A 25,564-nucleotide genomic window follows, 5' to 3' on the forward strand; every position below is an offset into this window, starting at 1 on the left:
CCATGCCTTTTGCCCTGCTCAAAGACCGCGCTCTCATTTCTGTGTCAGGCCCGGAGGCCGAGCATTTTTTGCAGAACATCCTCACCACCGACCTCGACACGCTGGGCGCCGGTGCGGCAAAACCCGGTGCGCTGCTTTCGCCGCAAGGCAAGATCCTGTTTGATTTCCTGATCTCGCGTAGCGGCGAGGACGGATTCCGGCTGGATTGCCGTGCCGACGTCGCAGACGACTTCCTGCGCCGGCTGATGCTTTACAAGCTGCGCGCCAAGGCCGAGATCGCGAAGCAGGATCAAGTGCTTGTGACGGTTGCGTGGGGCGATGATTCAAGCGCCTCACCTTCTGATTCAACGACACTTGCCGATGCCCGCTTCCGCGATGTGGTTGTGAGCCGTTCCTATGGCGGCGCATCCGTAGGTGGCGATCCGGCTGCATGGCAGACGCTCCGCATCGCCAACGGCATTGCCGAAAGCGGTCCCGATTATCAGCTCGGCGATGCCTTCCCTCACGACGTGCTGCTCGACGAGACCGGCGGCGTCGGCTTCAAGAAAGGCTGCTATGTCGGCCAGGAAGTGGTCTCGCGCATGCAGCATCGCGGCACCGCCAGGCGGCGCGTGCTGATCGTTTCGGCCGACCATGCCTTGCCCGCGCCGGGCTCGGAGCTGACGGTTGCGGGGCGGCCGGTCGGCACGCTCGGTTCCAGCGCGGGCACGGCCGGACTCGCCATTGCCCGCATCGACCGGGTCAAGGCGGCGCTCGACGCTGGCCAGCCGGTACTGGCCGGTGATGTCACCGTCTCGCTCGCCATCCCGTCCTGGGCGAAGTTCAGCTTTCCCAGGGAAGCCATCGGCGCGGAGGACGCCTGATGGCTGCCGATCGCGTCGGAGCGCCACCGCGCGCGTGGCAGCGCATGCTGTCGGGGCGGCGGCTCGACCTGCTCGATCCCTCGCCGCTCGACATCGAAATCTCAGACATCGCCCACGGGCTTGCCCGCGTTGCCCGCTGGAACGGGCAGACCCGCGGCGATCACGCCTTTTCGGTCGCCCAGCATTCCCTGCTGGTCGAGGCGCTGTTCAGCGAGTTGCAGCCGGACGCCTCGGCCAACGCTCAGTTGGCAGCACTGCTGCATGACGCGCCGGAATATGTCATCGGCGACATGATCTCGCCGTTCAAATCGGTAATGGGCGGCTCCTACAAGGAGTGTGAGCTGCGTCTCCAGCGCGCCATCCATCAGCGCTTTTCGCTGCCGCCCGAACTCGGCGTCGGCTTGCGCAAGGAGATCAAGCGCGCCGACCAGATCGCCGCCTATTACGAGGCGACGCTGCTTGCCGGTTTCTCGACCGCGGAAGCAACCGAGTTCTTCGGCCGGCCGCGCGGGTTCAATGCCGACCGCTTCGACTTTAAGCCGCACTCGGTGACCTCGGCGCAAGCTGCCTTCCTCAAACGCTACGCAACGCTTGAAAAGCAACGCCAGGCAACGGTTGCCGTGCATTCGGCGCAGTGAACATACGCTAAATTAACCAGCGGTAACCACAGTACCGGGTTTCGATCACGGTCAGCAGGCACGCCTCATGTCCGTTGCGCACGTCAAGGGTGGTTCGCCCGTCCGCAGACGGGGAGCCGGAGGCGTCGCCGCGCCACGGCAGATCGCCGACGAACTGCGCCACCAGAACGAGCGCTTTTCCGCGGCCGTCGAGAATATGTCGCATGGGCTGTGCATGTTCGACGCCGACGAGCGGATGATCATCTGCAACGGCAACTATATCAGCATCTTCTCCCTCGACGCGAAGATCGTGCGGCCCGGCATCGCGTTCCTGGACATTCTAAAGCACAGCGTCGACATCGGTGTCGCCTCACAGAGCGCCGAAGACCTGTATGCCATCCGCAAGCCCTATATCGAGCGCGCGCAAGCCTCGACCTACGAGGAAATACTGTCGGACGGACGCATCGTTTCCATCACGCACCGGCCGCTGGCCTCAGGCGGCTGGGTGTCGATCTATGAGGACATTACGGAGCAAAGGCGGGCCGAGCAGGAACTGAAGGAGCAGCACCGCCGCTTCGATGCGGCGCTCGCCAACATGTCGCAAGGCCTGTTGATGTACGACGCCGAAGGCACGCTGATCGTGCGCAACCAGCGCTTCCTCGACCTCTACAAGGTCACGCCTGACGACTTCCCGCTCGGCATGAGCCAGCGCGCCCTGCTCGAACAGATGGTGCGACTGCGCATCTATCCGTCGATGGAAATCGACGGCGAGATCGCCAACACCAGAGCCAGCCTGCAGGCCGGTGAGGAGCGTTCGACAGACCGCAGCCTTGCCGATGGCCGAACGCTGCTGGTTGCGCGCCGGCCGCTTACCGGTGGCGGCTGGGTGGCGACCTTCGAAGACATCACCGAGCGCCGGCGCGCCGAAGAGCGCATGAGCCACCTTGCCCATTACGACACGCTGACCGACCTGCCCAACCGCTCGATGTTTCGCGAACGGCTCGACCAGGCGATGACCGGCGATACACCGTTGGCGATCTTCTCGCTCGACCTCGATCGCTTCAAGGCCGTTAACGACACCTGGGGACACCCGGCCGGTGACTGGCTGCTGAAATGCGTGGCGGAGCGGTTGCGGCACAGCCTGCGCAGCGACACCGATGTGGTCGCCCGCCTCGGTGGCGACGAGTTCGCCATCCTGCAGTTCAATCCCAAAGGCGCCACCGATGCGGAACAACTGGCAAAACGCATCGTCGCTGTCGTCAGCCAGCCGTTTCGCGACAAGGGCCGCGACATGCATGTCGGCATCAGCCTTGGCATCGCGCTGTATCCCGGTGACGGCAAGGACGCCGACACGCTTTTGAAGAACGCCGACATGGCGCTTTACAGCGGCAAGAGCGAAGGCCGCAACGTCTACCGCTTTTTCGAGCCCGGCATGGATGCCTTGGTGCGGGCGCGCCTGGCGCTCGAAACCGATCTCGAGACGGCACTGAAACGGCGGGAGTTCGTGCTGGAGTTCCAGCCGATCACCAACATCGCGTCGGGCAAGATCGTCGGCGCCGAAGCGTTGATGCGGTGGAATTCACCGACGCGCGGCCTGGTGGCGCCCGACGATTTCATCGCAGCCGCCGAAGACAGCGGGCTGATCGTTCCGCTGGGCGAATGGGCGCTGAAACAGGCCTGCAGCGTGGCCGCCGGCTGGCCGCCTGGAATGCGCATCGCCGTCAATGTCTCGGCAGTGCAGATCAGAAGCGCCGACTTTGCCCGCAGCGTGATTTCGGCGCTGGCCGTTTCCGGTGTGCCGGCCAGCCGGCTCGAACTGGAAATCACCGAGACCGTGCTGATGGATGAGAGCGAGACGGTGCTGAAGACGCTGAGGCAGCTGCGCGAACTCGGTATCCGCATCGCGCTCGACGATTTCGGCACCGGCTATTCGTCGCTCGGCTATCTCAGGCGTTTTCCCGTCGACAAGATCAAGATCGACCGCTCCTTCATCCACGATATCGACAACAAGGACACGGCGGCGATCGTGCGCACGATCATCGGGCTTGGTGCCGAACTTGGCATCACCGTCACCGCCGAAGGCGTCGAGACCGAAGCGCAGCTCGACATATTGCGCAAGGCTGGCTGCGTCGAGGCGCAGGGCTTTCTGATCGGCATGCCGTCAAAGGCCGCCGACATGGCTCGACTTCTCAAGACGAGGGCAGCGTCCCGGCGCGCCTGAACATCCCCGGCGTCATTCCATGCGCGGCGCGGAAGGTGCGCGAGAGATGGCTTTGGTCGGAGAAGCCGGCCGCAAAGGCGGCACCGGCGAGATCTGAACCTTGCCGGATCAGCAGATCGGCACGGCGCAGCCTGCGGTCACGGATGAAGGCAGCAGGGGTGAGACCCAGCACTTTCCTGAAATCGCGGATAACTTGAAAGCGCGTCACGCCTGCGGCTTCAGCGAGCCGCTGCAAATCGAGGTCCGAGTTCAGATGGTCTTCGATGACCTGTTCATAGACCCGGAGCCGGCTTTTCGATCCGAAGCTTTCGACCGCCTCGCGCCGCCGGCCGCCCCAATCGCCATGGCGCAGGATGAGCTTGCGCAAGGCGATCAGCATGGATGTTTCGGCGCTGGTGGCATCATTCGATGTCGAAGCCAAGTGCGCGACGCCTACTGCCTGGACGAGATCGGCATCATCGACGATCGCTTGCGAAAACAACGGCGGGCGATCCTGCCCGAGCTCGTCCGCGATCGCACCCATGAGCGAGGCCGACGGATAGAAGGTGCGGTAAGCCCAACCCTGGTCGGCACCCGCCTCGCCGTCATGCCATATCTCCGGATCGACGAGCAGAACCGTGCCCGACGGCGCGAGGACAGTCTCGTTGCCGATGCGGACCCGCTCGCACCCTTGCGTGATCAGGGCGACGACATAGGTCGGGTGCGTGTGCAGCTGGTAGCGATGCCGCGTGAAGCGCGCCTTGAGCATGCCAAGATCGCGAAAGCGCGGATGACGCCAGAACTGCGTCGTCTCCTGAGGCTGTTGAATTCCAGACACGGTCAATCCTGTTCAAGACGCTGCCGGCGCAAAACCTTTACGTGCTGGCATCGACAAGGCCGAATTTAGGATAGCCGGCAAGGAGAGCGCAATGCTGCACAACGACCCCATCGCCGCCCTCACCCCGCAGGTGGTGGAATGGCGGCATCACATCCACGCCAACCCCGAACTCGGTTTCCAAGAGTATGAGACCGTGCGCTTCGTCGCCGACAAGCTGCGCACCTTCGGGCTCGACGAGGTTCATGAAGGCATAGGCGGCACCGGCGTGGTTGGCGTCCTCAGAGGACGGCCAGGCGTGCGCGCCATCGGGCTTCGGGCCGAACTCGATGCCTTGCCCGTGCTGGATAAGACAGGATTGCCATATGCGTCGAAGAAAGACGGCGTGATGCATGCCTGCGGCCACGACGGGCACATCGCGATGCTGCTCGGCGCCGCCAAGCTGCTCGCCGACAACAGAGCCTTCGACGGCACCGTCTGTTTCATCTTCCAGCCGGCGGAAGAAAATGAAGGCGGCGCCATGCGGATGATCGAGGACGGACTGTTCGAGCGCTTCCCCGTGGAAGCCGTCTACGCCGTCCACAACTGGCCGGGGCTGCCGCTCGGAAAGATCGCGGCCCGTGCCGGGTCGATGATGGCGGCCGTCGACACTTTCGAACTGAACTTTGAGGGGACCGGCGCGCATGCTGCCATGCCGCAGCTAGGCGACGATCCCGTGCTCGCGGCCGGCGCCTTCGTTCAAGCCGTGCAGCGCATCGTCAGCCGTTCGGTCGACCCGCAAATGGCGCTGGTCGTTTCGATCACCCAGATCCATGGCGGCAATGTCGGCAACATCGTGCCGGGCAAGGTCTGGCTGCAGGGAACCTGCCGCTTCTTCGAGCCCACTTTGTCGGACCATTGCGAAAGGCTGATCGGCGACATCGCGCAAGGCATTGCCTCGGCGCATGCCCTCACCGCCAAGCTCGCCTACAAGAAAGGCTACCCGCCGCTGGTCAACACGTCGGCTGCCACTGACCGGGCCGTCCAGGCGGCAACCGCGGTTGTCGGCCGCGAGCAGGTCGAGACCGCATTCAACCCGAGCCTCGGCTGCGAGGATTTTGCCTACATGGTCCGCGAAGCCGGCGGCTGCTATGCCTGGGTCGGCGCAGGAGCGGTCAGACCGGGCGAAGGGCTGCACGGCGATCGCTATGTCTTCAACGACGCCATCGTCCCCACCGTGCTCCGCTATTTCGTCACGCTCGTTGAGCAGACGCTACGCTGACGGCCGAGCGCCTCAGCGCAAGGTCTCGACGTATTTCTCGTGGAAGCTGACATAGCCGGGTTCGACGACTTTGAGATGGCGCTCGATCAGCTGGTGGAAGGCCGGCAGCTGATGGAAGGGCACGCCGGGATAGGCGTGGTGCTCGGCGTGATACGGCATGTTCCAGGCGACTTTGCGCACCAGCCAGTTGGTCAGCGTGGTGCGGGTGTTTTCCAGCATGTTGGCGACAAGCGGGCAGCGGCCATGCTCGGCCAGCAGATAGAGCCTGAGGAAGGGCTGGCCGAGCAGCGCCGGCACGATCCAGACATAGAGCAGTACACTTGCCTCGAACCACAGGGCTAGCGCGGCGACCACGACATAGAAAGCGATCATGGCGCGGGCTTCAGTGCGCACCTTGGGCAGGCCTTTCGGCGGCACGTAGCTGTCGTGGCAGCCGCCAATCGCGTTGGTGTAGAGTGTCTGCAAATGCCCCCACCACACCGGCAGGCCCGAGACGTGGACGATGTATTGCCGCATCGTCTCCGGTTTCGGGAAGGCGAGTTCCGGATCGTTCTCGGGATCCTGGGTGAAACGGTGATGGGCGAAGTGGAAATAGCGAAACCAGTCGGCGGGCAGCGCGATCGCCAGGCTGCAGACCCTTGCGGCGGCATCGTTGAGCCACTGCGTCTCGAACGCCGTCCTGTGCACCGTCTCATGCAGCAGCGTGAACAGGAAGACGATAAGAATGCCTTGCGGCAACATCAACAGCGGCCAGTACGACACCTTGGCCGCAATCAGCCCGCCGATAGCCACAATCGCGCCGAGATGGAAGGCGAGTTGGACCAGACCCGGCCCGTCCGACTTGCCGGTCAGGCGGCTGCGCTGCTCATTGGTCAGGAACGCGATGACGTCGCGATGGTCTCTGGGTTCAAACTGGGCCGATACGGTCATGGCGCCAAGCTACTCGAATAAGAAAGCTTTCAAAAGACGAGGATTTCTGCGACACAGATAAGCTGACCTTACCTATCGGATCACCCAATGACCGCGCTTCCTTCCCTGAGAGGACTTCAAGCCTTCGAGGCGGCGGCGCGCTCGGGGAGTTTCGCCGCAGCGGCGGATGAGCTCTCGATCTCGGCGGCTGCGGTCAGCCAGCTCATTCGCACCGTCGAGGAGCAGATGGGTCGAAAACTGTTCCATCGCGTCAACCGCCGCGTGGTGCTGACGGAAGCCGGTGTCGAGATGCTGCCCCGGCTGACCCTGGCTTTTCGGGAGATCGGCAGCATCGCGCGTGGCAGCGATGCCTTCCGCCCGCGGCTTGTCGTATCGGTGCCGCCGTCCATGGCGATGGGCTGGCTTTCCGAACGCCTCGCCGGCTTTGTCGCCAGCCGCGGCGCCGTCGACATATCCCTGCGCGGCGATGACGATCCGGTGCCGTTCGACCGCGAACTGATCGACATCCGGCTGTCCTTCGGCCCGCACTATCGTGAACACCCGAGCGAGGAGATCGTCAGGGACGCCGTCTACCCCGTCTGCGCGCCAGAACTCACCGCCAAAACCGACAGCCTCGCCGGACTGCCACTGATTCACACCGACTGGGGACCGACCGGCGCGTCGTTTCCGTCTTGGCGCACCTGGTTCGAGGCGGCGGGCATAGAACCCGGCCGCGCAGTGCAGCGCGGCCTGTCGGCGAACTCGTCGCGGGCAGCGCTCGACCTTGCCATTTCAGGGCTGGGCGTGGCGCTGGCGCAAGGCATTTATTGCGCCGGGGCGCTGGAAGAGGGCCGTTTGGTCCGGGCTAATGCCCTATCGATCGCGCTGCGTCAGCCATATTGCCTGACGATCCCGGAACGCAGTGCAAGGCGCGACCTGGTGGCGGCGTTTCGCAATTGGCTGATTGAGGAATGCCGGCGGTCGGTGGGTTCGCCGGTGCTCGGCTGATGGACCGAACTGCTCAGAGATGGCCGGCCAGTGCGGCGACCATGTCCTTGTTCGTCGCCACGGGAATGATCTCGAACTCCACCAGGTCAGACCATTCGATGACCCAGCGCTGCAGCAGCGTGACGTCATCGGCTTCGACCAAAAGGAAGCAGCGGCTCATATCAGCCGCGATCCAGGAGTGATGCACGACAAGCGCGTCCGGCTTCAATCTGCCGCGCTCGCCGAAACGGCGGTAGATCTCCTTGCGGTCGCAGCCGGTGAAATCCTCGATGACGATGAACTGCATTTTTCCCCCTCGGTTGAATTGCCGCCCGGGACGGCAAACTAACGCCCGGGACGGTCCAGCCGCTCCAGGAACCATTGCGTCAGCCGCACCCAGACTTCGTCCTTTTCGCCGGAATCCTCCCAGCCATGGTCGAGGTTCGGGTTGTCGTTGACCTCGATGACGAAGACGCCATCCTTGGTTTCCTTGAGATCGACGCCGTAAAGCCCGTCGCCGATGCAGCGCGCCGCCTTCACCGCGGTGTCGACGACATGCGGCGGCGTCTCTTTCAGCGTGAAGGTCTTGATGCCGCCCTGGTCGGGCTTGCCGCTGGCCTTGTGGTTGACGATCTGCCAGTGTTTTTTCGCCATCAGATAATGCACGGCAAACAGCGGCTGCCCGCCGAGCACGCCGACGCGCCAGTCATATTCGGTCGGGATGAATTTCTGCGCGATCAGGAGATCGGAATCCTCCAGCCACTCGGTGGCGAGCGTCTTCAGTTCTTCGAAGTTGCCGCATTTCTTGACGCCGCGCGAGAACGATGAATCCGGGATCTTCAGCACCAGCGGAAAGCCGAGCGTCTGCGCCGCCAGTTCGAGATCCGAGGTGCCGGCTATCATCACCGTCGGCGGCACCGGCACCTTGTTGTAGGCCATCAGTTCGTTGAGATAGACCTTGTTGGTGCAGCGGATCATCGACAGCGGGTCGTCGATCACCGGCATGCCTTCCTGCTGGGCGCGGCGCGCGAAGCGGTAGGTGTGGTTTGAGATCGAGGTGGTCTCGCGGATGAACAGCGCGTCGTAATTGGCGAGCTTGGCCAGGTCCTTCCTGGTGATCGGCTCGATTTCGACGCCCATCTTTTCGGCGATCTTGGCCCAGTAACGCAGCGAGGAAATCTCCGACGGCGGCAGTTCCTCATGCGGATCGACCAGCGTGGCGAAGGTGTACCGTGCCGGGGTGCGGCCCTTGGTGTCGCGCCACTCGCGGTTGGTGTACGTCTCGAGCGCCTGCACGAATAAGGCTTCTTCCTCCTCGGCCATCCTGGCCAGCGGCAGGAATCCGATCTTGCGGATCGAAGCCCATTCGGCGCTGTCCTTGATGTGAACCTCAAGCGCCGGAGCGCGGAACCAGTCGAACAACAGCTTGGCGAAGCGGTCCCAGACCTTCGACGGTCCGATGCCGAAGAAGATGCAGATTTTTTGCGGGAAAACGCCTCCGAGATCCTTGCGGCATTTGTTGAGCGCCAGCTCCAGTTCCGGCAGCGCGTGCTCGTAGAGCTTGCGCTCGGACAGGTCGATCATCGTCTCGACCGTCGGGATGACCTTGTGGCCGCGCGAACCGGCGAGCAGAGAGGCATAATAGCCGCGGCTCTGGTAGGCGTAATTGTTCGACAGGTTGATGACCTTCGGCTGCTGGCCGCGAAACAGCGCCGGATGCGCAAGATAGTCACGGTTGGTGATGATCTTGTGCGGCGTCGCCGCCGGGTCGAGATCGTTCTGACGGCCGGTGAGGATGACCCAGGTCATTGTTATCAGCGTTTCCCAAGAGTGATGGCAGCACGCAGTCCGTCGCGGCCAAATTGCGCCATGTTCATGAAGATGCCGTGCGGCACGGGAATGTTGGCGGCATCGAGGATGGTCTCCTGTCTTTCGTCCTCGACCCAGGGATCGTGGATCAGGATGTGGTCGCCATCGTCGCCGATAGCCAGCACCCAATGCGGCACCTTCTTGCCGAACATCAGGAAGCCGCTGATCAGCACAAGCACCAGTTTTCCCTGAGCCAGGGCGCCGCGGATATCGTCGATGGTGAATGGACGGTAATTCACCGGGATGCCGTAAAGTTCCGCGCGGCGGCGAAAGTCCACCTGGGCAAGTTCCATCACCCGGCGCTTGTCGTCGCTGCGCACCGATTGCAAGAACAGCGCGCCATAGAAGGACACGAAGATTTCCGCCGCAAGCCCGCTTTCGTAGCCGGAAACCGCAAGGCCGAAGGGCTCGCAGCCGCCCGGGCCGGACATCATGAACACGGTCGTTGCCTCGCGCCATAGGCGGATTTCCATGACCGGATCGGGCACGAAGCCGGAATCGAAATTGGCCATCGCCATCATCAGGCAGCATGGACCGCAGGTGAACTCGCAGGTCTGCTGGTAGAACGGGACTTTGGTGGCGACCGGAATATCGCCGCGCAAGGTCTTTTCGTAGCGCAGCGCGGTGGCGCCATCCTCGTAATAGTGAGGCTCGCGACCGATCTTGCGGTAGCCGCTCTGCTCATAGATGCCGATGGCGCGAAGATTGTCCTCGCGCACTTCGAGGCGCAACATCATGCGGTCGTGCTCGAAGGCAGCTTCTTCGGCCGCTGCAAGCAGCATGCGGCCAATGCCGCGGCCGCTGAAAAACGGGCTGGTGGCAAGCGAATAGAGCCGGGCGACGCCGCTGCCCTTGCGAAACAGCACGATGGCGTAGCCGGCGACACGGCCATCGCTTTCGGCGACCAGCATCTCGGCTGTCTCGCGTTCGATCAACAGGCGGAAGGAGCGCCGGGAAATGCGGTCACTGGAAAAGACCGCCTTCTCGATGGCGGCGAGGTCATCGACGTCGGACGCGCGGGCCTTGCGAATCTCGGCAGGCATGCGGGTTTGGAAAACCTCGATTGGGTGGAGGAAAAGGCCGCGGTCAAAAACGTCGCAAACATCAGCCGAAACGCCGATATCAGCCAAGCGCTATCGCACCTTGAATAGGGCCGAATTGTGACAGTTCCACCGCGAGTGGCGGGCGGTGACCGCGGCACCGCCAGGTGCGGCGCCGCCTCGGCGCATGACGCCAAAACCGAATGTGCTCAACTGGCGATACCAGCCAGAAGCTGACCGTAGGCCCGCTTGGCGACCGCAGCCAGTTGCTCGCGCGGCAGCGAGCCGACGACGGCGCAGGCATAGCCCTTGTCCAGCCAGTAGACCGCCTCGGGGCCGTCGGCCTCGGCCATGTAGGTGCCCTTGGACTTGGCTGAGGAATCAGCGGTAACGAACAAGGAGATGCGCTGACCCTTGGCGTCCTCGTAAAGCAGCATCGCTGCCTTGCCCTGGCCGGCGGGCAGCAGCCGGCCGCCAACCAGCTGGAAGCCTTCCGCCACCAGATCCGGCGCCACCAGTTTCAGGCCGACGCGGTTGGACAGCCAGGTCTGCAGGTGATCCTTGTCGCTTGCCGGCACTTCCACCGCATGGCGCTGTTCGGCGGCATAGATGACATGGGCGGCGATCGCCTCTTCGGCCAGTTGGTCATCGGCGCCATCTTCCCTGCCGATGCCGTCGATGCCGGCAAAATAGCCGCCAAGACCGCCGATGACGAGCACTGCGGCCGCCGCGGGCGCAAGCCACCAGCGCGACTGCCGCGCCGCCGCTTTGGTCGCGCCTTCACCGCTAACGATCTGCTTGAACAGCACCGGCACGGGCTCGTCGAGCACACCGGCAAAGGCGGCGCGCAACGCGGTGCGGTCGGCGGTGTAGCGGGCGCTTTTGGCCTTCATTTCGGGATTGGCGTCGATCCAGGCGTCGTAGGCGGCGCGCTCGTCGCCCGGCAACTCGCCGTCGAGAGCCATGTGGATATCGCGTTCGGAAAAATCGCGGCGGGTCATTTCTCGACGATCCTTATCGAGCGGCGGCGCGCCGTGTCATCGAGCAAGCTGCGCAGCTCCTCGCGTCCGCGCGCTATGCGCGACATCAGCGTGCCGGCGGGCACGCCGAGAATGTTGGCGGCTTCGGCATAGGAGAATCCTTCGATGGCGACCATGACGAGAGCGGCGCGACGGTCGGGGCTGATCGCCTGCAATGCGTCGATGATCTCGCGCGAGGCGGCGTTCTCCGCCTGCTCGGCGGGGACTGCCTGCGCCTCGTTTGCGTCAAGCGGCAGGATCGCCGCCTCACCGCGCCGGTTCACCTTGCGCATCTGATCGATGAACAAATGATGCATGATCGTAAACAGCCACCTCCGGGGGCTTTCTCCTGTCTGCCAGCTTTCAAGCCGCAAGAGCGCTCGTTCGAGGCAATCCTGGACGAGATCGTCGGCGGATTCGCGGTCGCGCAGAAGCGAGCGTGCGTAGCGGCGCAAGCGCGGTATTTCGCCAAGGATTGCTGCCTTCTTTTCGTCCATGACCGCTGGTTCTGAGGTCGCCCTTGTTTAACCCGATTGAACGCGCCTTCCCGGCGCGGCGCAAGCGGCCAGCGCGAAGCGGTCTGCCGCCCCGGTCACCCAAGCAGTGAGATAACGAGTTGATCGGCTAAATTATTCCCCGCAATCAACAAAAGGGCCGAATTATCCTAAATCGGTCAGTGCGAAATCATGGCCTTTGTACAGCAGTGGAAGATCGCGGCTTTTCGCGCAGGCGTAAGCAAAACAGTCCCCGAGATTCAGATCCGCCTTGTGGCCAACGGCTTTGCCGTAACCGGCACTCGCGTCAATGGCCCGAGAGCTGATGTTGTCGTCAATGGTCAGACTCTCTCCCATGATCTCCACAATGAACTCATCGATCAGATCGCGGGCATGGAGAAGGGCTTCAGCGCTGGGTCTGCGCGGGCCGGCGCCGGCCCTTGCCAATGCCTGTGTTGCTTCGAAGTGAACCAACGGAGAAACCCAGACCTGCCCGGAAAAACCGGATAGCTGCTTCAGCAATTCCTCCCACCCAGGTTCCTGGTTGAGAATGGCGACGATCACCGACGCGTCGACAAACATCAGTCTTCCCACATCTCGTCGGTGAACTTCTTCATATCGAAATCGGGATTGGGCAGGCCAAGCTTCCTGGCCCTGTCCTGAAGACTGGCGATCCGATCGCGCAGCGGCACCTTCGCCCGATTGCGCTCAAGTTCGTGCACGAGCGCGACCCGCACCGCCTCCGTTTTGCTCGGAGCGTTCGTCTCGCGTTGCAATCTGCTGGCCAGCGCATCCACTTCGTCGTCGCGGATATAGAGCGGCATCGAATATCCTCCGTTGGATATTCATATATTCCATCTCGTATATCACTTCAAGTTGCAGCGTTGGCCTCCCTCGCCGCCCGCGTCAGCAGCCGCTGGTAGAATAGGCCGATGCCGATCAGCACGGCGCCAAGACCGATGAAGGACAGCGCCCTGAGCACGCCTTCCAGTTCCGACATGTCGAACAGGAAGACTTTTACCACGGCGATCGCGATCAGCGCCGCCGACGCAATGCGCAGCACCTGCGACTTCAGCCAGACGCCGGCGGTGAGCAGCACGACGCCAATGACCAGCCAGAGCGCCGAATAGGTGTAGGTCTCGAGCTGGCCGAGGCCGCTCCACAGGCCGATGAACTCGCCCTTGAACACGCGCCTGACCGACAGTGTGGCGTAGGCGAAGACAAGCAATGCCGCCACCACCGCCAGCATCTGCGCATACCATGGCGGCCGCTTGTCCCTGGCATAGAGCGCCAGCCCGCCGACAGCGATGGCCGGCAGGAGATAAGCCAGGAACAAGAGGTTGAACACCGGGATCTGGCCGGTCGATTCGTCGGTGAACAGCGGATTGAGCACCAGGAAATGCTGGAGGACGATGAAGGCGACCGAGAGCACGCCGGCAGCCATCGAGCCGTAGCGCAGCACAGAGCTTGGCGAGCGCATGTCGATGGCCACCAGTATCGCGCCGGCGCCGATGGCGATCAGCGTATAGATCGCCTGTTCGGCGAGCGTCACCGGGCCGGTGTCGATGACGCCGCCATGCATGGCGTGGCGCACCAGCATGGCGACGGTGAGCAGCGCAAACAGGGCTGCACCCGCCTCCATCGCAAGGCGCGGCCGGCCATTGCCAGTTGTTGGTAGCGCGGGGGTGGTACGCGCGAGTTGCCAGGCGGCAAAGCCGAAGGCCAGCGCCGGTACGCCGTATCCCGGCAGCAGCCAGTTGAACACCGGCGTCGTCGTCAGGAACTCGGCGCCGACGATGGTCGGATCGAAGGCGACGCGGCCCAGCACGGCAACGACCGCGCCGACCGAAATCCAGCCAAGCACCGGATAGCTGCGCCACCGCGTCGCCAGCGCCGGCACGATGGCGGCAACGCCGGCAAGAATGGTCGTCCAGCCGGATCCGAAGGCCATGTGCAGCATCAGCAGGCCGGCCAGAGCCGAGCCGCAAAGCGCGAAGGAGACGGCGATGTCGCCCTTGAGCGGCGGCTGTTCGGCGCGCGCGATCCATTCGCCACCGGCAGCGAAGACAACAACCAGAAGGGCAGCTATCGCTGCGTAGACAAGGTCGCGGTCGAGATTGCCGTAGGCAAGCCACAGCGTCAGCAGAATAAGCAGCGGCGCAGCGACGCCCCATGCCGCCCAGCATGCCGCGCGGACCCGTGCTGAGGCGGCGAAGCGGCGTGCGGCCCAGAAGCCGGCGCCGATGAAGACCAGGCCGAGGCCAATGCCGATGCGCAGCGTCAACGGATTTCCGGCCGCCACCGGCATGCCGTCAAAGCCGATATTCCCCTGGGTTATGTCGGAGCCGATGGTGGTGGGCGGAATGATGCCGAGATGGATCATCACGCTCACCACGCCGGCGGCATGCAGCAGCGGCAGCGCGCGCGGCCGGTAGAGTGCGGTGGCGACAAGGGCGACGAGGACGAAGGCGCCCGGCAAGGCGCCACCGGCGGCGACCAGCGTCGTGTCGACGGACAGGCCTAGCGCTGAAAACGCAACGAAAACGCCAGGCACGATCGAGGGCCAGTCGAAGCCCGCCTTTGCAGGTTCCGCTTCGCCGCCACGACTGCCCAGCCAAACAAAGGCAAGCACCGCCAGCGTCACCGCGTCGATGAACAGGACGACGGCAAGGTCGGCGAACCGGATGACGGCAAGGTCGGCGACGAGCGTACTCATCATGTAGGCGATGGTCCAGGCGCCGGTGCCGAAGAAGGCGGCCGCAATCAGGAATTTCCAGTCGCGAATGCGGGCGATCACGGCTGTGGCGGCAAGCACGATCGCCAGGTAGACGAACAGCGCCCATGGGTTGGGCGCCTGCGAGGACACAAGCGCCGGCGTCGCCATCGAGCCGACAAGGCCGATGCCGGCCAGGGCCTGACCGTGGACGAGAGCGGCGACAATGGTCGCTACGCCGATGGCGCCGAGCACGGCGAAAGCGAAGGCCGGGCCGACGAAACCGTAAATGGCGTGCGCGGCATAGACCGTACCGAACAGAATGAAGGCGCCGGCAGCCGTCAGGATCGCCGGAATATAGGCGCCTGCAGCCCCTTGCACCGGCACCTTGAAGCCGGTGCGGCGGATGAACTCGCCGCCGCCGATCAGCACCAGGCCGAGCAGCGCAGCCAGGGACAGCCGCACTTCGGGGCCGAAAATGCCGGCCTCGATGGTGTAGCGGATCAGGAACAGGCCGCCCAGGGCCAGCGCGACGCCGCCGACCCAGACCGCCCATCGTGTGCCGAGCGCGGTTTCGACCTCGGACTGGCGGGCTGCCTTCGCCGTGGCGGCAGGCGCGGATCCGGTGAATGCCGCCCTGGCCGCGGCTGACAGTTCTGGCACGGCCTCGCTGGTGGCCGCATCGGCTTCGGCGGCCGGTGCCTGGGCATGTGCCGCGTCTGCTGTTGTTGGCGAAGCTATGTCGGCAACTGGTGCGCTAGCGTGAGCGGCATCCGCCGGTGCGCTTGCAGCCTGCTCGGCCGGTTTGGCAACGGGCGGTGTCGCATGCACTCCGGACAGAACCAGGCTGCGCAGCGCTCCGAGCTCGCGCTCGATCAGACTGACGCGGCCCTGCTGGCGCAAGACGAGGACAAAAAGCACGATAACGACGACGGCGCCAATCAGGCTTTCAAACATGGCGGTTCCCCCAAACCAGGCCAGTTTTCACTGACAATTGCGGCGGCCACCCGGCCAACCCAGACGGCTATTCAAGTCACGCCACCGCAATGGTGGCCGAAAAGAAGTTATCGAGCATGTTTCGTCGGCAAATTCCAGCGGCCTACGGTCTTTATCCTCACCCATCATCTGAGATAGCCAGGAATGGCATGCCGCCGCCACTTGCCCAGGAGCCATGCTATCCTCGGATGAACTACGAGGAAATCGAATGCCGAAACGAAGTGCAGGGCTGCTGATCCACCGGACAAGGGCCGGCATTCTCGAATTTCTGCTCGTCCATCCCGGCGGCCCGTTCTGGGCAAGGAAGGATGAAGGCGCTTGGTCGATCCCCAAGGGCCTCGTCGAGGACAATGAAGATGAGTTGGCCGCCGCCCGGCGCGAGGCTGGGGAAGAACTCGGAGTCAGCATCGATGGCGATTTCGAACCTGTCGGCAGCTATCGGCAAGCCGGCGGCAAGATCGTCATCGCCTGGAGCGTCGAAGCCGATTTCGATGCCGATGCCGTTAAAAGCAACATGTTCACGATCGAATGGCCGCCAAGGTCAGGCGCGACGAGGGAATTTCCCGAAATCGACAGGGCCGGCTGGTTTCCCTTGGCCGAGGCCAACCGCAAGATCCTCGGCGGCCAGCGCGCCATCCTCGATGATTTCATGGAGCGTCGCAAAGCCGGCTGAGGCCCTTGCCCTTCGAGTACCCCCACCCTAACCCTCCCCACAAGGGGAGGGAATGCTGCCGCATGCAGCTTTTGCGGTGAACCTGGACGGTTTGCGGAGGTCAGCACCCACCGAGTCTCCCTCCCCCTTGTGGCGCAGCGTCTGCCGTCGTGGCGGCATTGCCGGCCGAATGATGCTTGCGCAAGGCGGCGAGGAAGCCGGCACGGGCATCGGGCTGTTCGATGCCGCGCGGCTCGTAGACATGGCGGGTGAAAAAGAAACCGGTCAAATGGAAGGCGTCCTCGAGTGCCGCGTGGTCCGCCCGCAAGCCGGAGCCGCGCTGCAGGAAGGCCGGCAGCGCCAGCATCTTGTCGCGCCACGGCGCACCGGCGGCTCGCGACACCGCACGGCCGGATTTCGGCGAGACATAGGCCAGATCCTGCCTGGCGCCGGTCGCCGCGCACTGGCTGAGATCGAGGCCGAAGCCGAGTTCGTCGAGGATGAGCAGTTCGAAGCGCGCCACCAGTTCCCCGGCGGCATCCGAATCGTCCAGATGGGCGATCATCACGGCAAGCGTCTCATACAGGCCGCCATGGGCGTCGCGCTCCGGCAGGAGCCTGAGATGCGCGGCCATGGTCTGCAGGCCGTACACGGCGACAGCGCTGTCCATCAACCGGGCGGCGTTCATCTCGATCGCCTCGGCCTGGAAGGTGCCGAGATGCTCGTCTAGGCGTGCCCGCCACAAAAGGTCGACGCGGTTGCCGGGCTGCAGCACCGGCTGCTGCTTGCGCGATCGGCCGCCGCGCACCAGGCCGAGATGGCGGCCATGCGCACGCGTCATTACCTCGAGAATGGCGCTGGTTTCGCCATGCTTGCGGGTGCCGAGTATGATTCCCTCGTCGCGCCATTCCATGGCAGGAGCTTGTCACCGGTTGCGTGGCGAAATCAAGATTTTGGCGCGCCGCGTGCGATCTGTGCTGACATTGGATCCCCACACATCGTCGAAAGGCTCTGATCACACGAATTCCCGGTGATCGGCCAGGACGTCGTCGATGACGCGGCGCGATCGCTCGGCTTCGGCTTGGTTGGCGTCGTGTCCGGCAACGGTGATCAGCGCCTTCCACAGCGTCCAGCCGCGGCCGCGCGCCCAGGTCGCTTCATCGACGTGGATGGCAGCCCGGAATGCCTCCCGGCTCTCGCCCTGGAAGAATGTCCAGGCGATCGCCAGGTCGCAGGATGGATCGCCGATGCCGGAGGTGCCGAAGTCGATGACGGCGCTCAGGCGGCCGTTTTGGACCAGAAGGTTGCCCCAGGCGACGTCGCCGTGAAACCAGACGGGCGACCCTTGCCAGGTGGCGGCAAGGGCCGCATCCCAGACAGCGGTGGCCGCCTGGGTGTCGATCTGCCCCTCCAGCGCCTGGAGTGCTTCCCTTGTCTGGTTGTCATACACGCTCAGCGATCCGCCGCGGAAGAAATTGTGCTGGCCCGCGGGCGGCCCGCCCGCCGGATCGATCCGCCGGAGCGCAATGAGGAACTTGGCCAGATCGACCGCGAACTGTCGGCGATCGGCGATTTCGGCGGTCTTGGCTGTTTCGCCGTCGATCCAGCGGTAGACGGACCATTGCCAGGGGTAGTCCTCCCCAGGCTCGCCCATCGCCAGTGGAACCGGGATCGGCAGCGGCAGAAGCGGCGCCAGCCTGGGCAGCCAGCGGTGCTCTTTTTCGACCTGCAAGGCATATGGTGCGGCACTCGGCAGCCGCACAGTCATATCATTGCCGAGGTGGAAGGTTCGGTTGTCCCAGCCGCCAAACGCCACCGGCCTCACCGGCAGATGCCGCCATTGCGGAAATTGCGCGGCGATCAACCGGCGCACGAGATCGGTATCGATGGTCGGTTTTGGATCAGGCATGTCATCGTCTCAAACTGCCGGGCGGCATTTCTAGACGATGAAGCTCAATGGGGAAACTCAAGCCCCATCTCGCGGTAGCGCTCGGGGTCGTCGCCCCAGTTTTCACGCACTTTGACGAACAAGAACAGGTGCACTTTCTGCTCGAGAATGCCGGCTATTTCCATGCGCGCCGACTGGCCGATGGCGCGGATGGTCTCGCCCTTGTGGCCGAGCACGATCTTCTTCTGGCTGTCGCGCTCGACATAGATGGTCTGGTCGATGCGCACCGAGCCGTCCGGTTTCTCTTCCCATTTCTCGGTCTCGATATGCGAGGAATAGGGCAACTCCTGATGCAGCCGCAGATACAGCTTCTCGCGGGTGATCTCGGCGGCCAGTTGGCGCATCGGCAGGTCCGAGATCTGGTCTTCCGGATAGTACCAGGGGCCGACCGGCAGCGCTTGCGCGAGATAGTCGAGCAAATCCTTGCAGCCGGAGCCGGTCAGCGCCGAGACCATGAAGGTGCGCTTGAACGGCACCTTTTCGTTTGCTGCCGCAGCCAGGGCCAGCAGCGCCTCGTGCTTGACCCGGTCGACCTTGTTGAGGATCAGCACCATCGGCTGGCGGACGTCCTTCAGCCGCTCGAGGATGGCGTCGGCGTCACCCCTGATGCCGCGCTCGGCATCGATCAGCAGCAGCACGATATCGGCGTCCTTGGCGCCACCCCAGGCGGTGGTCACCATCGCGGTGTCGAGCCGGCGCTTCGGCTTGAAGATGCCGGGCGTATCGACAAAGACGATCTGCGCGTTGTCATGCGTGGCGATGCCGCGCACGATGGCGCGGGTGGTCTGCACCTTGTGGGTGACGATCGACACCTTGGCGCCGACCAGTTGGTTGACCAGCGTCGACTTGCCGGCATTGGGCGCCCCAATCAGGGCAACGAAGCCGGAATGCGTGGCCTCCGCTGCCGGAGGGAGATCTTCGCTGCCGGTCACGCCGCACTCCCTTGGTTGGCCCAGATGCCCTCGCGCATAAGAAACGCCGATGCCGCCGCTTCTTCGGCTGCGCGGCGAGAGCCGCCCGTGCCGCTTGCCGGCGCAAAACCGCCGACCTTCACGGACACCGTGAAAACCGGCTGATGTTCAGGTCCCTCGCGTTTCTCGATCGCGTATTCGGGCCTGACATCGCTGGTCTTGGCGATCCATTCCTGCAGGTCGGATTTCGGATTGGGCGGCTTGGCCACCACCTTTTGCGAGCGCGGCTCCCAGTAACGCAGGACGAATTGCCTTGCGGCATCGAGGCCGCCGTCGATATAGACCGCCGCGATCAGCGCCTCGACCGCATCCGCCAGATAGTTTCCGCCCGAGCCGCGCGAGCGCGCCTTCAAGGCAGCGTCGGCCCGAACCAGATCTTCGAGCTGCATTTCAATGCCGATCTCGGAGCATGTCCGCGCATCGACCAGGGCATTGAAGCGCGGGGCGATTTCACCTTCCGGCGCTTCAGGAAACTTTTCGAAAAGCAGGTCGGCAACGATCAGGCCGAGCACGCGGTCGCCAAGGAATTCGAGGCGCTGGTTGTTGCTGCTTGCCTTGACCGCACTGGAATGGGTCAGCGCGGTCTCGAGCAAACGGACATCCCGGAAGGAATGGCCGGTTTTGGCTGTCACCAAATCGGCCAGAGTTTCACCCGTCGGGCGCTTCAAAGCCATCAATTCACGAAATGGAACAGGCGCGACAGGCGCACCAGCGACGGCCATTTCCAGATCTCGAGCGGGCTCGCCTTCCCGGCGATCGAGAAGAAGACGATGTTAGCGCGGCCGACAAGGTTCTCCGCCGGCACGTAGCCGACGCTGAGGCGGCTGTCGGAGGAATTGTCGCGGTTGTCGCCCATCATGAAATAGTTGCCGGGGGGCACGACGAACTCGCGGGTGTTGTCGGTGATCGAATTCGGTGTCAGGTCGAGCGTGTCGTAGCTGACGCCGTTGGGCAGGGTCTCGCGATAGACGTCGACCGGCTCAGGCACTTCCGTGATATCAGGATTTTGGATCTGGCCGGTTTTCACACGAGGCACGCCCTGGCCGTTGATGAACAATTGGCCGTCCTTCATCTGGATCTTGTCCCCCGGCAGGCCGACGACGCGCTTGATGTAGTCGAGCGACGGATCCGGCGGGAACTTGAAGACCACCACGTCGCCGCGCTTCGGATCGGAACCCCAGATGCGGCCGGAAAAGATGTCGGGGCCGAATGGCAGCGAATAACGCGAGAAGCCGTAGGACCATTTGGTGACGAACAGATAGTCGCCTTCGAGCAAGGTCGGCCGCATAGAGCCGGACGGGATCGAGAAGGGCTGGAACAGCAACGTGCGGATGACCATGGCCAGCAGCAAAGCCTGGATGATGACGCTGACGATTTCGCCAAGCCCGCCGGATTTCTTCTCGGATTTTTCAGCCACGCTCATGTCGTCCTCGATTGTGCGTTGGATGGTATAGAGTCTCGGCGCGCGCTGGGCAACGTCAAGTCGGCGTTAGATAGCGGTCGTCTGATGCAATCAATGTGGCGCTTGTTCGGCGGGCAACGCCTCGATGATCACAAAGGCTTGAGCAAGCGGGAAATCATCGGTGATTGTGAGGTGGATCGCCGCTCTGTGCCCCTGTGGCAGGATTTTGGCCAGCCGTGCCGCCGCTCCCCCGGTCAGCGCCATCGTCGGCGCGCCGCTGGGCAGGTTGGCGACCCCCATGTCGCGCCAGAACACGCCCTGCGCCAGGCCGGTGCCAAGCGCCTTGGCGCAGGCCTCCTTGGCGGCGAAGCGCTTGGCATAGGAGGCTGCGCGGCCCTTGCGGCCTTCCGAGCGGACCTGTTCGAGCTCGGTGTAGATGCGCTGGATGAAGCGCTGACCATGCCGTTCCAGCGACTTTTCGATGCGTCTGATGTCGATCAGGTCGCTGCCGATGCCGATGATCATTCCGCCGGAACTTCCCGTCCGCGGTGCTCGGCCTTATGCGCCCGCTCTGCCATGCGCTTCCTGCGCTGCTCGCGAAAGGCTGTCATCCCCCAGCGGGTGATACCGTAGAAGATCAGCCCGAAGATCAGGCCGAGCGGCACAGCGCCGATCAGCATCGGCTCGAGCACCGGATGCCACAGTTTTGCAAACGACAGCGTGTGCATCATCTCACCAAGATGCGCAGGCGGTCCGTTCTTGGGCAGGCGTTCATGCAGGATCAGCTTGCCGACTTCCCAGGACGCTCCCCACAGCAGCGGGAAAGTCAGCGGATTGCCGAAGAATACCGCGCCGAGGGCGGCGGCCACCAGATTGCCGGCGACCACCCAGCAGAGCACGGCGGCGACGGCGAAATGGAAGCCGAGCGGAAAGAAGGAGGCGAAAACACCGGCCGCGACGCCGGCCGCGACCGCATGCGGTGTCGCCTTCAGCCGCAGGATGCGCTTGGAGAAATATTGCAACGAGCGCGAAAACGAGCGGCGCGGCCACAGATAGGTACGCACCCGCTCCAGAATGCCATCAGGCTTTCGGCGTCGAAAAAGCACTCTGTTCCAGTTCCCGGTTCGTCACGCCCAAATTGCAACCATCCCTGGCCGGGCGCGGTCGCTCCATCTTGCGCTTCGAGGGCGCAGAAAGGCAACAACGACTTTGATATAGCGACTGCCTTGCGGCGGAACAATGAAACGCCGCCGCGATGGTCTGCCGCAGGCGGGTAACGATGGTCTGCCGCAGGCGGGTAACAAGAGCGCCATTGGGGCGAAACTGAGGACAATATCGATGAAAGCTCCCTGACGACGGCAATGTCCGCGCGAAGACGACGCCGAGGCGGATAGACTCTTCCCGATATTCGCTGACTTCGACCAAATTGCTGTCCGGATCGCGGAAATAGACCGACATCATCTTACCGCGGGCGCCGGTGCGCTCGACCGGGCCGACTTCGATGGCAACGCCGTTGGCTTCCAGACTGGCGCAAATCTCGGCAAGCGGCCTTGCGGCGATCAGGCAGAAATCGCCGGACCCAGGCATCGGCGTCTTGGCTTTCGGTTCGAAAGTGTGCGTTGCCTGATGCAGATTGATCTTCTGCGATCCGAACAGCAACCCCGTCGGCCGGTTCGGCTCGTCGAGGCGCTTGAGGCCAAGCACCCGCTGGTAGAAGGCGCAGCTGTCCTCCACCGAGCGGACCGTCAGCACGAAATGATCGATGCCGGCGATCATGGTGATGTCCCCTAAATGTTGCGGCTACCCGGCTTGATCGCCGGGATGGCGGCAAGTTCCGGCGGCAGGCGGTCGGCGGGATAGGCCGGCACCTCATATTCGGCAAGCGCGATCAGCGGCACGCCGACATTGGTCTTGCCGGCCGAGCGGTCGATGATGCAGGCCGCCGCCACGACCTCGGCGCCAATCGCGCGCAGGCAGTCGATGGTTTCGCGGATCGAAAGACCAGTGGTGACGATGTCCTCGACGATGACGACGCGCGATCCCGGCGCGATCTCAAAGCGGCGCAGCCTGAACTCGCCGCCTTCGCGCTCCACCCAGATTGCTGGCACACCGAGATGGCGCGACGTCTCATAGGCCGGGATCAGGCCGCCGATCGCCGGGCCGACGACGTAGTCGACCTTGCCCGGCACCGCCTTGCGGATCTTTTCGGCCAGCGCCTTGCAAAGCCGCTCGGTCTTGTCGGCATGCATGAAGACGCGCGCCTTCTGCAGGAAGACCGGGCTGCGCAGACCCGACGTCAGGATGAAATGTCCCTCCAGAACAGCGCCTGCCTCGCGGAAAATGCCCAGAACTTCGTCGGTATTCATAACTCGCCCCATGTCCATGGTGAATGGTGAATGGTGAATGGTAGTGAGAACGCCTTCTTTCACTATTCACTATTCACTATTCACTATTCACCCATTCACACGCCGCGCATCGCTGACGCTCGAATTATCCTTGAGCTGCGACAGCAGCCGGTTGAGGTGCTTCAGATCCCAGACTTCGAGATCGATCAGCATTTCGGTGAAGTCGGGCGCGGTGCGCACCATCGACAGCGTATGAATGTTGGCGTCGTTGGAGGCAACGACCTGGGCGATGTCGGCGAGCGAGCCCGGCGCGTTGATGGCGGTGACCGAGACGCGCGCCGGAAAGCGCTCCTTGGTCTGCTCGTCAATGTCCCAGCGCACGTCGATCCAGCGCTCCGGCTGGTCGTCGAAGGCCTGCAGCGCCGGCGACTGGATGGGATAGATGGTGATGCCGGTGCCCGGCTGGACAATGCCGACGATGCGGTCGCCAGGCACGGCCCCTTCCGGCGCGAAACGCACCGGCAGGTCGCCGCGCACGCCGCGGATCGGCACCGCGCCATCGCGCGGCTGGTCCTTGTCCTTGCGCGCGGCTCGTGTGCCGGGCATCTGGAACAGCATGCCGGCGGCGTTGCGGATCTTCGACCAGCCCTCCTCGCGCTGCTTGGGGGCGCTGACGGTGACGCGCTCGTCCTTGTAGTCTGGGAAGACGGCCTTCATGACGTCGGTCGAGGCAAGTTCGCCGCGCCCGACCGAGGCCAGCACATCCTCGATGTCCTTGCGCGCCAGCCGGTGCAGCACCGGCTTCAGGCTTTCCTTGGTGAAGGTCTTGCCGGCGCGTTCGAAGGCGCGCTCGAGAATGCGGGCACCAAGACCTGAATATTGCTTGCGAATGGCGTTCTTGGTGGCGCGGCGGATGGCTGAGCGCGCCTTGCCGGTGACCACCACCGACTCCCAGGCCGCCGGCGGCACTTGCGCCTTGGAGCGGATGATCTCGACCTCGTCGCCGTTCTTCAGTTCCGTCATTAGCGGCATGATGCGGCCGTTGACCTTGGCACCGACGCAGGTGTCGCCGACATCGGTGTGCACGGCATAGGCGAAGTCGATGGGCGTGGCGCCGCGCGGCAGCGCAATCAGCATGCCTTTCGGCGTGAAGCAGAATACCTGGTCCTGGAACAGCTCCAGCTTGGTATTTTCGAGGAAGTCTTCCGGGTTGTCGCCTTCTGCCAGTTGCTCGATGGTGCGCCGCAGCCAGGCATAGGCGTTGGTCTCCTTCGAGATCGCATGGGCGGCGCCGTTCGTCTTGCCGCCGGTGTCCTTGTAGATCGAATGGGCGGCGACGCCATATTCGGCGATCTTGTTCATCTCGCGGGTGCGGATCTGCAGTTCGACGCGCTGGCGCGACGGGCCGACAATGGTGGTGTGGATCGAACGGTAGTCGTTCTGCTTGGGCGTAGAAATGTAATCCTTGAAGCGGCCAGGCACCATCGACCATGTGGTGTGGATGGCGCCGAGCGCGCGGTAACAGTCTTCGACGCTGTCGACGACGACGCGGAAGCCGAAAATGTCCGAGAGCTGCTCGAAGGACAGCGCCTTGGCCTCCATCTTGCGGAACACCGACCACGGCTTCTTCTGCCGGCTCTTCACCCCGGCATTGATGGCATGCTTCTCGAACAGCGCCGACAGCGCCTTTTCGATGTCGGTCAGCACACCCTTGTTGCGCTCGAATATCTCGGCAAGCCGCGCGGTGACGGCGCGGTAGGCTTCCGGATTGATGAAGCGGAAGGCGATCTCTTCCAGTTCCTCGCGCATGCCTTGCATGCCCATGCGCCCGGCCAGCGGCGCGTAGATGTCCATCGTCTCCTCGGCGATGCGCAGGCGCTTGGCCTCGGGCATGTGGTCGAGGGTGCGCATGTTGTGCAAACGGTCGGCGAGCTTGACCAGCAGAACGCGGACATCCTCCGAGATGGCCAGCAACAGCTTGCGCAGGTTTTCCGCCTGCTCGGCCTTCTTGGAGACGAGATCGAGCTTCTTCAGCTTGGTCAGGCCTTCGACCAGCTTGCCCATTTCGGGGCCGAACAGATCGTCGATCTCGGCCCGCGTCGCGGTGGTGTCCTCGATCGTGTCATGCAGCAAGGCGACGGCGATCGTCGCCTCGTCCATGTGCATTTCGGTGAGGATGGCGGCGACTTCGAGCGGATGCGAGAAATAGGGATCGCCGGAAGCGCGCTTCTGGTGGCCATGCTTCTGCATGGCGTAGACATAGGCCTTGTTGAGCAGCGCCTCGTTGACGTCAGGCTTGTAGCGCGCGACGCGCTCGACAAGCTCATACTGACGCATCATGGGCGGGTTCTCACGGTGCTGAAATGATTGATGCGCCGCACTGATGTACGGCGCATCTCATAGATAGCCACGAAACTCACGGGACGGAAGTGCCGGAACCATA

General features: G+C 63.6%; 25 protein-coding genes and 1 pseudogene. 6 read left to right on the forward strand and 20 right to left on the reverse strand.

The window, feature by feature from the left end; translation table 11 throughout:
• The first annotated feature begins 2 nt into the window (after window positions 1–2).
• From ygfZ to NLY43_RS07295, 3 genes are all read left to right on the forward strand, one after another.
• On the forward strand, window positions 3–863 hold the full coding sequence (gene ygfZ, locus NLY43_RS07285) for a CAF17-like 4Fe-4S cluster assembly/insertion protein YgfZ (protein WP_023709774.1): 861 nt from the start codon (window positions 3–5) through the stop codon (window positions 861–863).
• A complete protein-coding gene (locus tag NLY43_RS07290; RefSeq protein ID WP_023670260.1) occupies window positions 863–1,501 on the forward strand; it encodes an HD domain-containing protein in 639 nt (212 codons plus the stop codon). The genes ygfZ and NLY43_RS07290 overlap by 1 nt, the downstream gene beginning before the upstream one ends.
• A gap of 67 nt (window positions 1,502–1,568) precedes the next feature.
• Window positions 1,569–3,701, forward strand: a complete 2,133-nt coding sequence (locus tag NLY43_RS07295; protein ID WP_023709775.1) for a putative bifunctional diguanylate cyclase/phosphodiesterase — start codon at window positions 1,569–1,571, stop codon at window positions 3,699–3,701.
• On the opposite strand, the gene NLY43_RS07300 is transcribed toward NLY43_RS07295, so the two are convergent.
• Window positions 3,670–4,518, reverse strand: a complete 849-nt coding sequence (locus NLY43_RS07300) for an AraC family transcriptional regulator (protein WP_031198851.1) — start codon at window positions 4,516–4,518, stop codon at window positions 3,670–3,672. The two genes, NLY43_RS07295 and NLY43_RS07300, sit on opposite strands and share 32 nt — an antisense overlap.
• Window positions 4,519–4,609: 91 nt before the next feature.
• Between NLY43_RS07300 and NLY43_RS07305 the strand changes: the two genes are divergently transcribed.
• A complete protein-coding gene (locus NLY43_RS07305) occupies window positions 4,610–5,776 on the forward strand; it encodes an amidohydrolase (RefSeq protein WP_023709776.1) in 1,167 nt (388 codons plus the stop codon).
• Between the two features lie 12 nt (window positions 5,777–5,788).
• Here NLY43_RS07305 and NLY43_RS07310 read toward each other — a convergent pair whose 3' ends face one another.
• Window positions 5,789–6,706: a fatty acid desaturase family protein gene (locus tag NLY43_RS07310; protein ID WP_023692868.1), complete on the reverse strand. Its 918-nt coding sequence runs from the start codon at window positions 6,704–6,706 to the stop codon at window positions 5,789–5,791.
• An 87-nt stretch (window positions 6,707–6,793) separates the two neighbouring features.
• Between NLY43_RS07310 and NLY43_RS07315 the strand changes: the two genes are divergently transcribed.
• A complete protein-coding gene (locus NLY43_RS07315; protein WP_023692867.1) occupies window positions 6,794–7,693 on the forward strand; it encodes a LysR substrate-binding domain-containing protein in 900 nt (299 codons plus the stop codon).
• Between the two features lie 13 nt (window positions 7,694–7,706).
• Here the strand turns inward: NLY43_RS07315 and NLY43_RS07320 are convergent, their stop codons facing one another.
• From NLY43_RS07320 to NLY43_RS07355, 8 genes are all read right to left on the reverse strand, one after another.
• The gene (locus tag NLY43_RS07320; RefSeq protein WP_023670254.1) at window positions 7,707–7,979 is read right to left on the reverse strand and encodes a DUF3303 domain-containing protein; all 273 of its coding nucleotides are present in this window, start codon (window positions 7,977–7,979) and stop codon (window positions 7,707–7,709) included.
• A gap of 38 nt (window positions 7,980–8,017) precedes the next feature.
• The gene (locus NLY43_RS07325) at window positions 8,018–9,481 is read right to left on the reverse strand and encodes a RimK family ATP-grasp domain-containing protein (protein WP_023692866.1); all 1,464 of its coding nucleotides are present in this window, start codon (window positions 9,479–9,481) and stop codon (window positions 8,018–8,020) included.
• A 5-nt stretch (window positions 9,482–9,486) separates the two neighbouring features.
• Entirely contained in the window at window positions 9,487–10,584 is a 1,098-nt protein-coding gene (locus tag NLY43_RS07330) for a peptidase C39 family protein (protein ID WP_023692865.1), read from the reverse strand.
• Window positions 10,585–10,790: 206 nt separating this feature from the next.
• Window positions 10,791–11,582, reverse strand: coding sequence for an anti-sigma factor family protein (locus NLY43_RS07335; protein ID WP_023709777.1), 792 nt, complete (start codon window positions 11,580–11,582; stop codon window positions 10,791–10,793).
• Complete coding sequence (locus NLY43_RS07340) at window positions 11,579–12,097, reverse strand: RNA polymerase sigma factor (RefSeq protein WP_023670250.1); 519 nt, start codon at window positions 12,095–12,097, stop codon at window positions 11,579–11,581. The genes NLY43_RS07335 and NLY43_RS07340 overlap by 4 nt, the downstream gene beginning before the upstream one ends.
• Window positions 12,098–12,259: 162 nt before the next feature.
• Entirely contained in the window at window positions 12,260–12,676 is a 417-nt protein-coding gene (locus NLY43_RS07345; RefSeq protein ID WP_023709778.1) for a type II toxin-antitoxin system VapC family toxin, read from the reverse strand.
• Window positions 12,676–12,918 carry a type II toxin-antitoxin system VapB family antitoxin gene (locus NLY43_RS07350; protein WP_023670248.1) on the reverse strand — a complete coding sequence of 81 codons (243 nt, stop codon included), beginning with the start codon at window positions 12,916–12,918 and terminating at the stop codon, window positions 12,676–12,678. The genes NLY43_RS07345 and NLY43_RS07350 overlap by 1 nt, the downstream gene beginning before the upstream one ends.
• A 47-nt stretch (window positions 12,919–12,965) precedes the next feature.
• On the reverse strand, window positions 12,966–15,764 hold the full coding sequence (locus NLY43_RS07355) for a DUF2339 domain-containing protein (RefSeq protein ID WP_023709779.1): 2,799 nt from the start codon (window positions 15,762–15,764) through the stop codon (window positions 12,966–12,968).
• 247 nt (window positions 15,765–16,011) lie between these two features.
• Here NLY43_RS07355 and NLY43_RS07360 point away from each other — a divergent pair, with 247 nt between their 5' ends.
• Window positions 16,012–16,476: an NUDIX hydrolase gene (locus NLY43_RS07360; RefSeq protein WP_023709780.1), complete on the forward strand. Its 465-nt coding sequence runs from the start codon at window positions 16,012–16,014 to the stop codon at window positions 16,474–16,476.
• A gap of 100 nt (window positions 16,477–16,576) precedes the next feature.
• On the opposite strand, the gene recO is transcribed toward NLY43_RS07360, so the two are convergent.
• The 10 genes and pseudogenes from recO to NLY43_RS07410 form a co-directional block, all read right to left on the reverse strand.
• On the reverse strand, window positions 16,577–17,368 hold the full coding sequence (gene recO / locus NLY43_RS07365; protein ID WP_023709781.1) for a DNA repair protein RecO: 792 nt from the start codon (window positions 17,366–17,368) through the stop codon (window positions 16,577–16,579).
• A gap of 102 nt (window positions 17,369–17,470) precedes the next feature.
• Complete coding sequence (locus NLY43_RS07370; RefSeq protein ID WP_023709782.1) at window positions 17,471–18,364, reverse strand: aminoglycoside phosphotransferase family protein; 894 nt, start codon at window positions 18,362–18,364, stop codon at window positions 17,471–17,473.
• Window positions 18,365–18,408: 44 nt separating this feature from the next.
• The gene (gene era / locus NLY43_RS07375) at window positions 18,409–19,335 is read right to left on the reverse strand and encodes a GTPase Era (RefSeq protein WP_023670243.1); all 927 of its coding nucleotides are present in this window, start codon (window positions 19,333–19,335) and stop codon (window positions 18,409–18,411) included.
• Complete coding sequence (gene rnc, locus NLY43_RS07380; protein WP_023692856.1) at window positions 19,332–20,048, reverse strand: ribonuclease III; 717 nt, start codon at window positions 20,046–20,048, stop codon at window positions 19,332–19,334. The genes era and rnc overlap by 4 nt, the downstream gene beginning before the upstream one ends.
• Window positions 20,048–20,797, reverse strand: coding sequence for a signal peptidase I (gene lepB / locus NLY43_RS07385; protein WP_023670241.1), 750 nt, complete (start codon window positions 20,795–20,797; stop codon window positions 20,048–20,050). The genes rnc and lepB overlap by 1 nt, the downstream gene beginning before the upstream one ends.
• Window positions 20,798–20,887: 90 nt before the next feature.
• On the reverse strand, window positions 20,888–21,301 hold the full coding sequence (acpS, locus tag NLY43_RS07390; protein WP_023702683.1) for a holo-ACP synthase: 414 nt from the start codon (window positions 21,299–21,301) through the stop codon (window positions 20,888–20,890).
• Complete coding sequence (locus NLY43_RS07395) at window positions 21,298–21,882, reverse strand: DUF2062 domain-containing protein (RefSeq protein WP_023709783.1); 585 nt, start codon at window positions 21,880–21,882, stop codon at window positions 21,298–21,300. The genes acpS and NLY43_RS07395 overlap by 4 nt, the downstream gene beginning before the upstream one ends.
• 298 nt (window positions 21,883–22,180) lie before the next feature.
• A pseudogene (locus NLY43_RS07400) lies at window positions 22,181–22,552 on the reverse strand (VOC family protein); the annotation flags it as partial.
• Between the two features lie 11 nt (window positions 22,553–22,563).
• Window positions 22,564–23,142, reverse strand: coding sequence for an orotate phosphoribosyltransferase (gene pyrE / locus NLY43_RS07405; protein WP_023670237.1), 579 nt, complete (start codon window positions 23,140–23,142; stop codon window positions 22,564–22,566).
• An 87-nt stretch (window positions 23,143–23,229) separates the two neighbouring features.
• The gene (locus tag NLY43_RS07410; RefSeq protein WP_023670236.1) at window positions 23,230–25,461 is read right to left on the reverse strand and encodes a RelA/SpoT family protein; all 2,232 of its coding nucleotides are present in this window, start codon (window positions 25,459–25,461) and stop codon (window positions 23,230–23,232) included.
• Between the last annotated feature and the right edge of the window lie 103 nt (window positions 25,462–25,564).

The organism is Mesorhizobium sp. C416B, assembly GCF_030323165.1.
GTDB lineage: Bacteria > Pseudomonadota > Alphaproteobacteria > Rhizobiales > Rhizobiaceae > Mesorhizobium.

Coding starts and splice junctions, on each gene's coding strand:
- NLY43_RS07305 (WP_023709776.1), top strand. CDS start 4,610: ATGCTGCACAACGACCCCATCGCCGCCCTCACCCCGCAGGTGGTGGAA.
- rnc (WP_023692856.1), bottom strand. CDS start 20,048: ATGGCTTTGAAGCGCCCGACGGGTGAAACTCTGGCCGATTTGGTGACA.
- NLY43_RS07320 (WP_023670254.1), bottom strand. CDS start 7,979: ATGCAGTTCATCGTCATCGAGGATTTCACCGGCTGCGACCGCAAGGAG.
- NLY43_RS07315 (WP_023692867.1), top strand. CDS start 6,794: ATGACCGCGCTTCCTTCCCTGAGAGGACTTCAAGCCTTCGAGGCGGCG.
- pyrE (WP_023670237.1), bottom strand. CDS start 23,142: ATGAATACCGACGAAGTTCTGGGCATTTTCCGCGAGGCAGGCGCTGTT.
- NLY43_RS07355 (WP_023709779.1), bottom strand. CDS start 15,764: ATGTTTGAAAGCCTGATTGGCGCCGTCGTCGTTATCGTGCTTTTTGTC.
- NLY43_RS07325 (WP_023692866.1), bottom strand. CDS start 9,481: ATGACCTGGGTCATCCTCACCGGCCGTCAGAACGATCTCGACCCGGCG.
- NLY43_RS07340 (WP_023670250.1), bottom strand. CDS start 12,097: ATGGACGAAAAGAAGGCAGCAATCCTTGGCGAAATACCGCGCTTGCGC.
- NLY43_RS07310 (WP_023692868.1), bottom strand. CDS start 6,706: ATGACCGTATCGGCCCAGTTTGAACCCAGAGACCATCGCGACGTCATC.
- NLY43_RS07330 (WP_023692865.1), bottom strand. CDS start 10,584: ATGCCTGCCGAGATTCGCAAGGCCCGCGCGTCCGACGTCGATGACCTC.
- NLY43_RS07370 (WP_023709782.1), bottom strand. CDS start 18,364: ATGCCTGATCCAAAACCGACCATCGATACCGATCTCGTGCGCCGGTTG.
- NLY43_RS07410 (WP_023670236.1), bottom strand. CDS start 25,461: ATGATGCGTCAGTATGAGCTTGTCGAGCGCGTCGCGCGCTACAAGCCT.
- NLY43_RS07360 (WP_023709780.1), top strand. CDS start 16,012: ATGCCGAAACGAAGTGCAGGGCTGCTGATCCACCGGACAAGGGCCGGC.
- lepB (WP_023670241.1), bottom strand. CDS start 20,797: ATGAGCGTGGCTGAAAAATCCGAGAAGAAATCCGGCGGGCTTGGCGAA.
- NLY43_RS07335 (WP_023709777.1), bottom strand. CDS start 11,582: ATGACCCGCCGCGATTTTTCCGAACGCGATATCCACATGGCTCTCGAC.
- acpS (WP_023702683.1), bottom strand. CDS start 21,301: ATGATCATCGGCATCGGCAGCGACCTGATCGACATCAGACGCATCGAA.
- NLY43_RS07350 (WP_023670248.1), bottom strand. CDS start 12,918: ATGCCGCTCTATATCCGCGACGACGAAGTGGATGCGCTGGCCAGCAGA.
- ygfZ (WP_023709774.1), top strand. CDS start 3: ATGCCTTTTGCCCTGCTCAAAGACCGCGCTCTCATTTCTGTGTCAGGC.
- recO (WP_023709781.1), bottom strand. CDS start 17,368: ATGGAATGGCGCGACGAGGGAATCATACTCGGCACCCGCAAGCATGGC.
- NLY43_RS07345 (WP_023709778.1), bottom strand. CDS start 12,676: ATGTTTGTCGACGCGTCGGTGATCGTCGCCATTCTCAACCAGGAACCT.
- NLY43_RS07290 (WP_023670260.1), top strand. CDS start 863: ATGGCTGCCGATCGCGTCGGAGCGCCACCGCGCGCGTGGCAGCGCATG.
- NLY43_RS07295 (WP_023709775.1), top strand. CDS start 1,569: ATGTCCGTTGCGCACGTCAAGGGTGGTTCGCCCGTCCGCAGACGGGGA.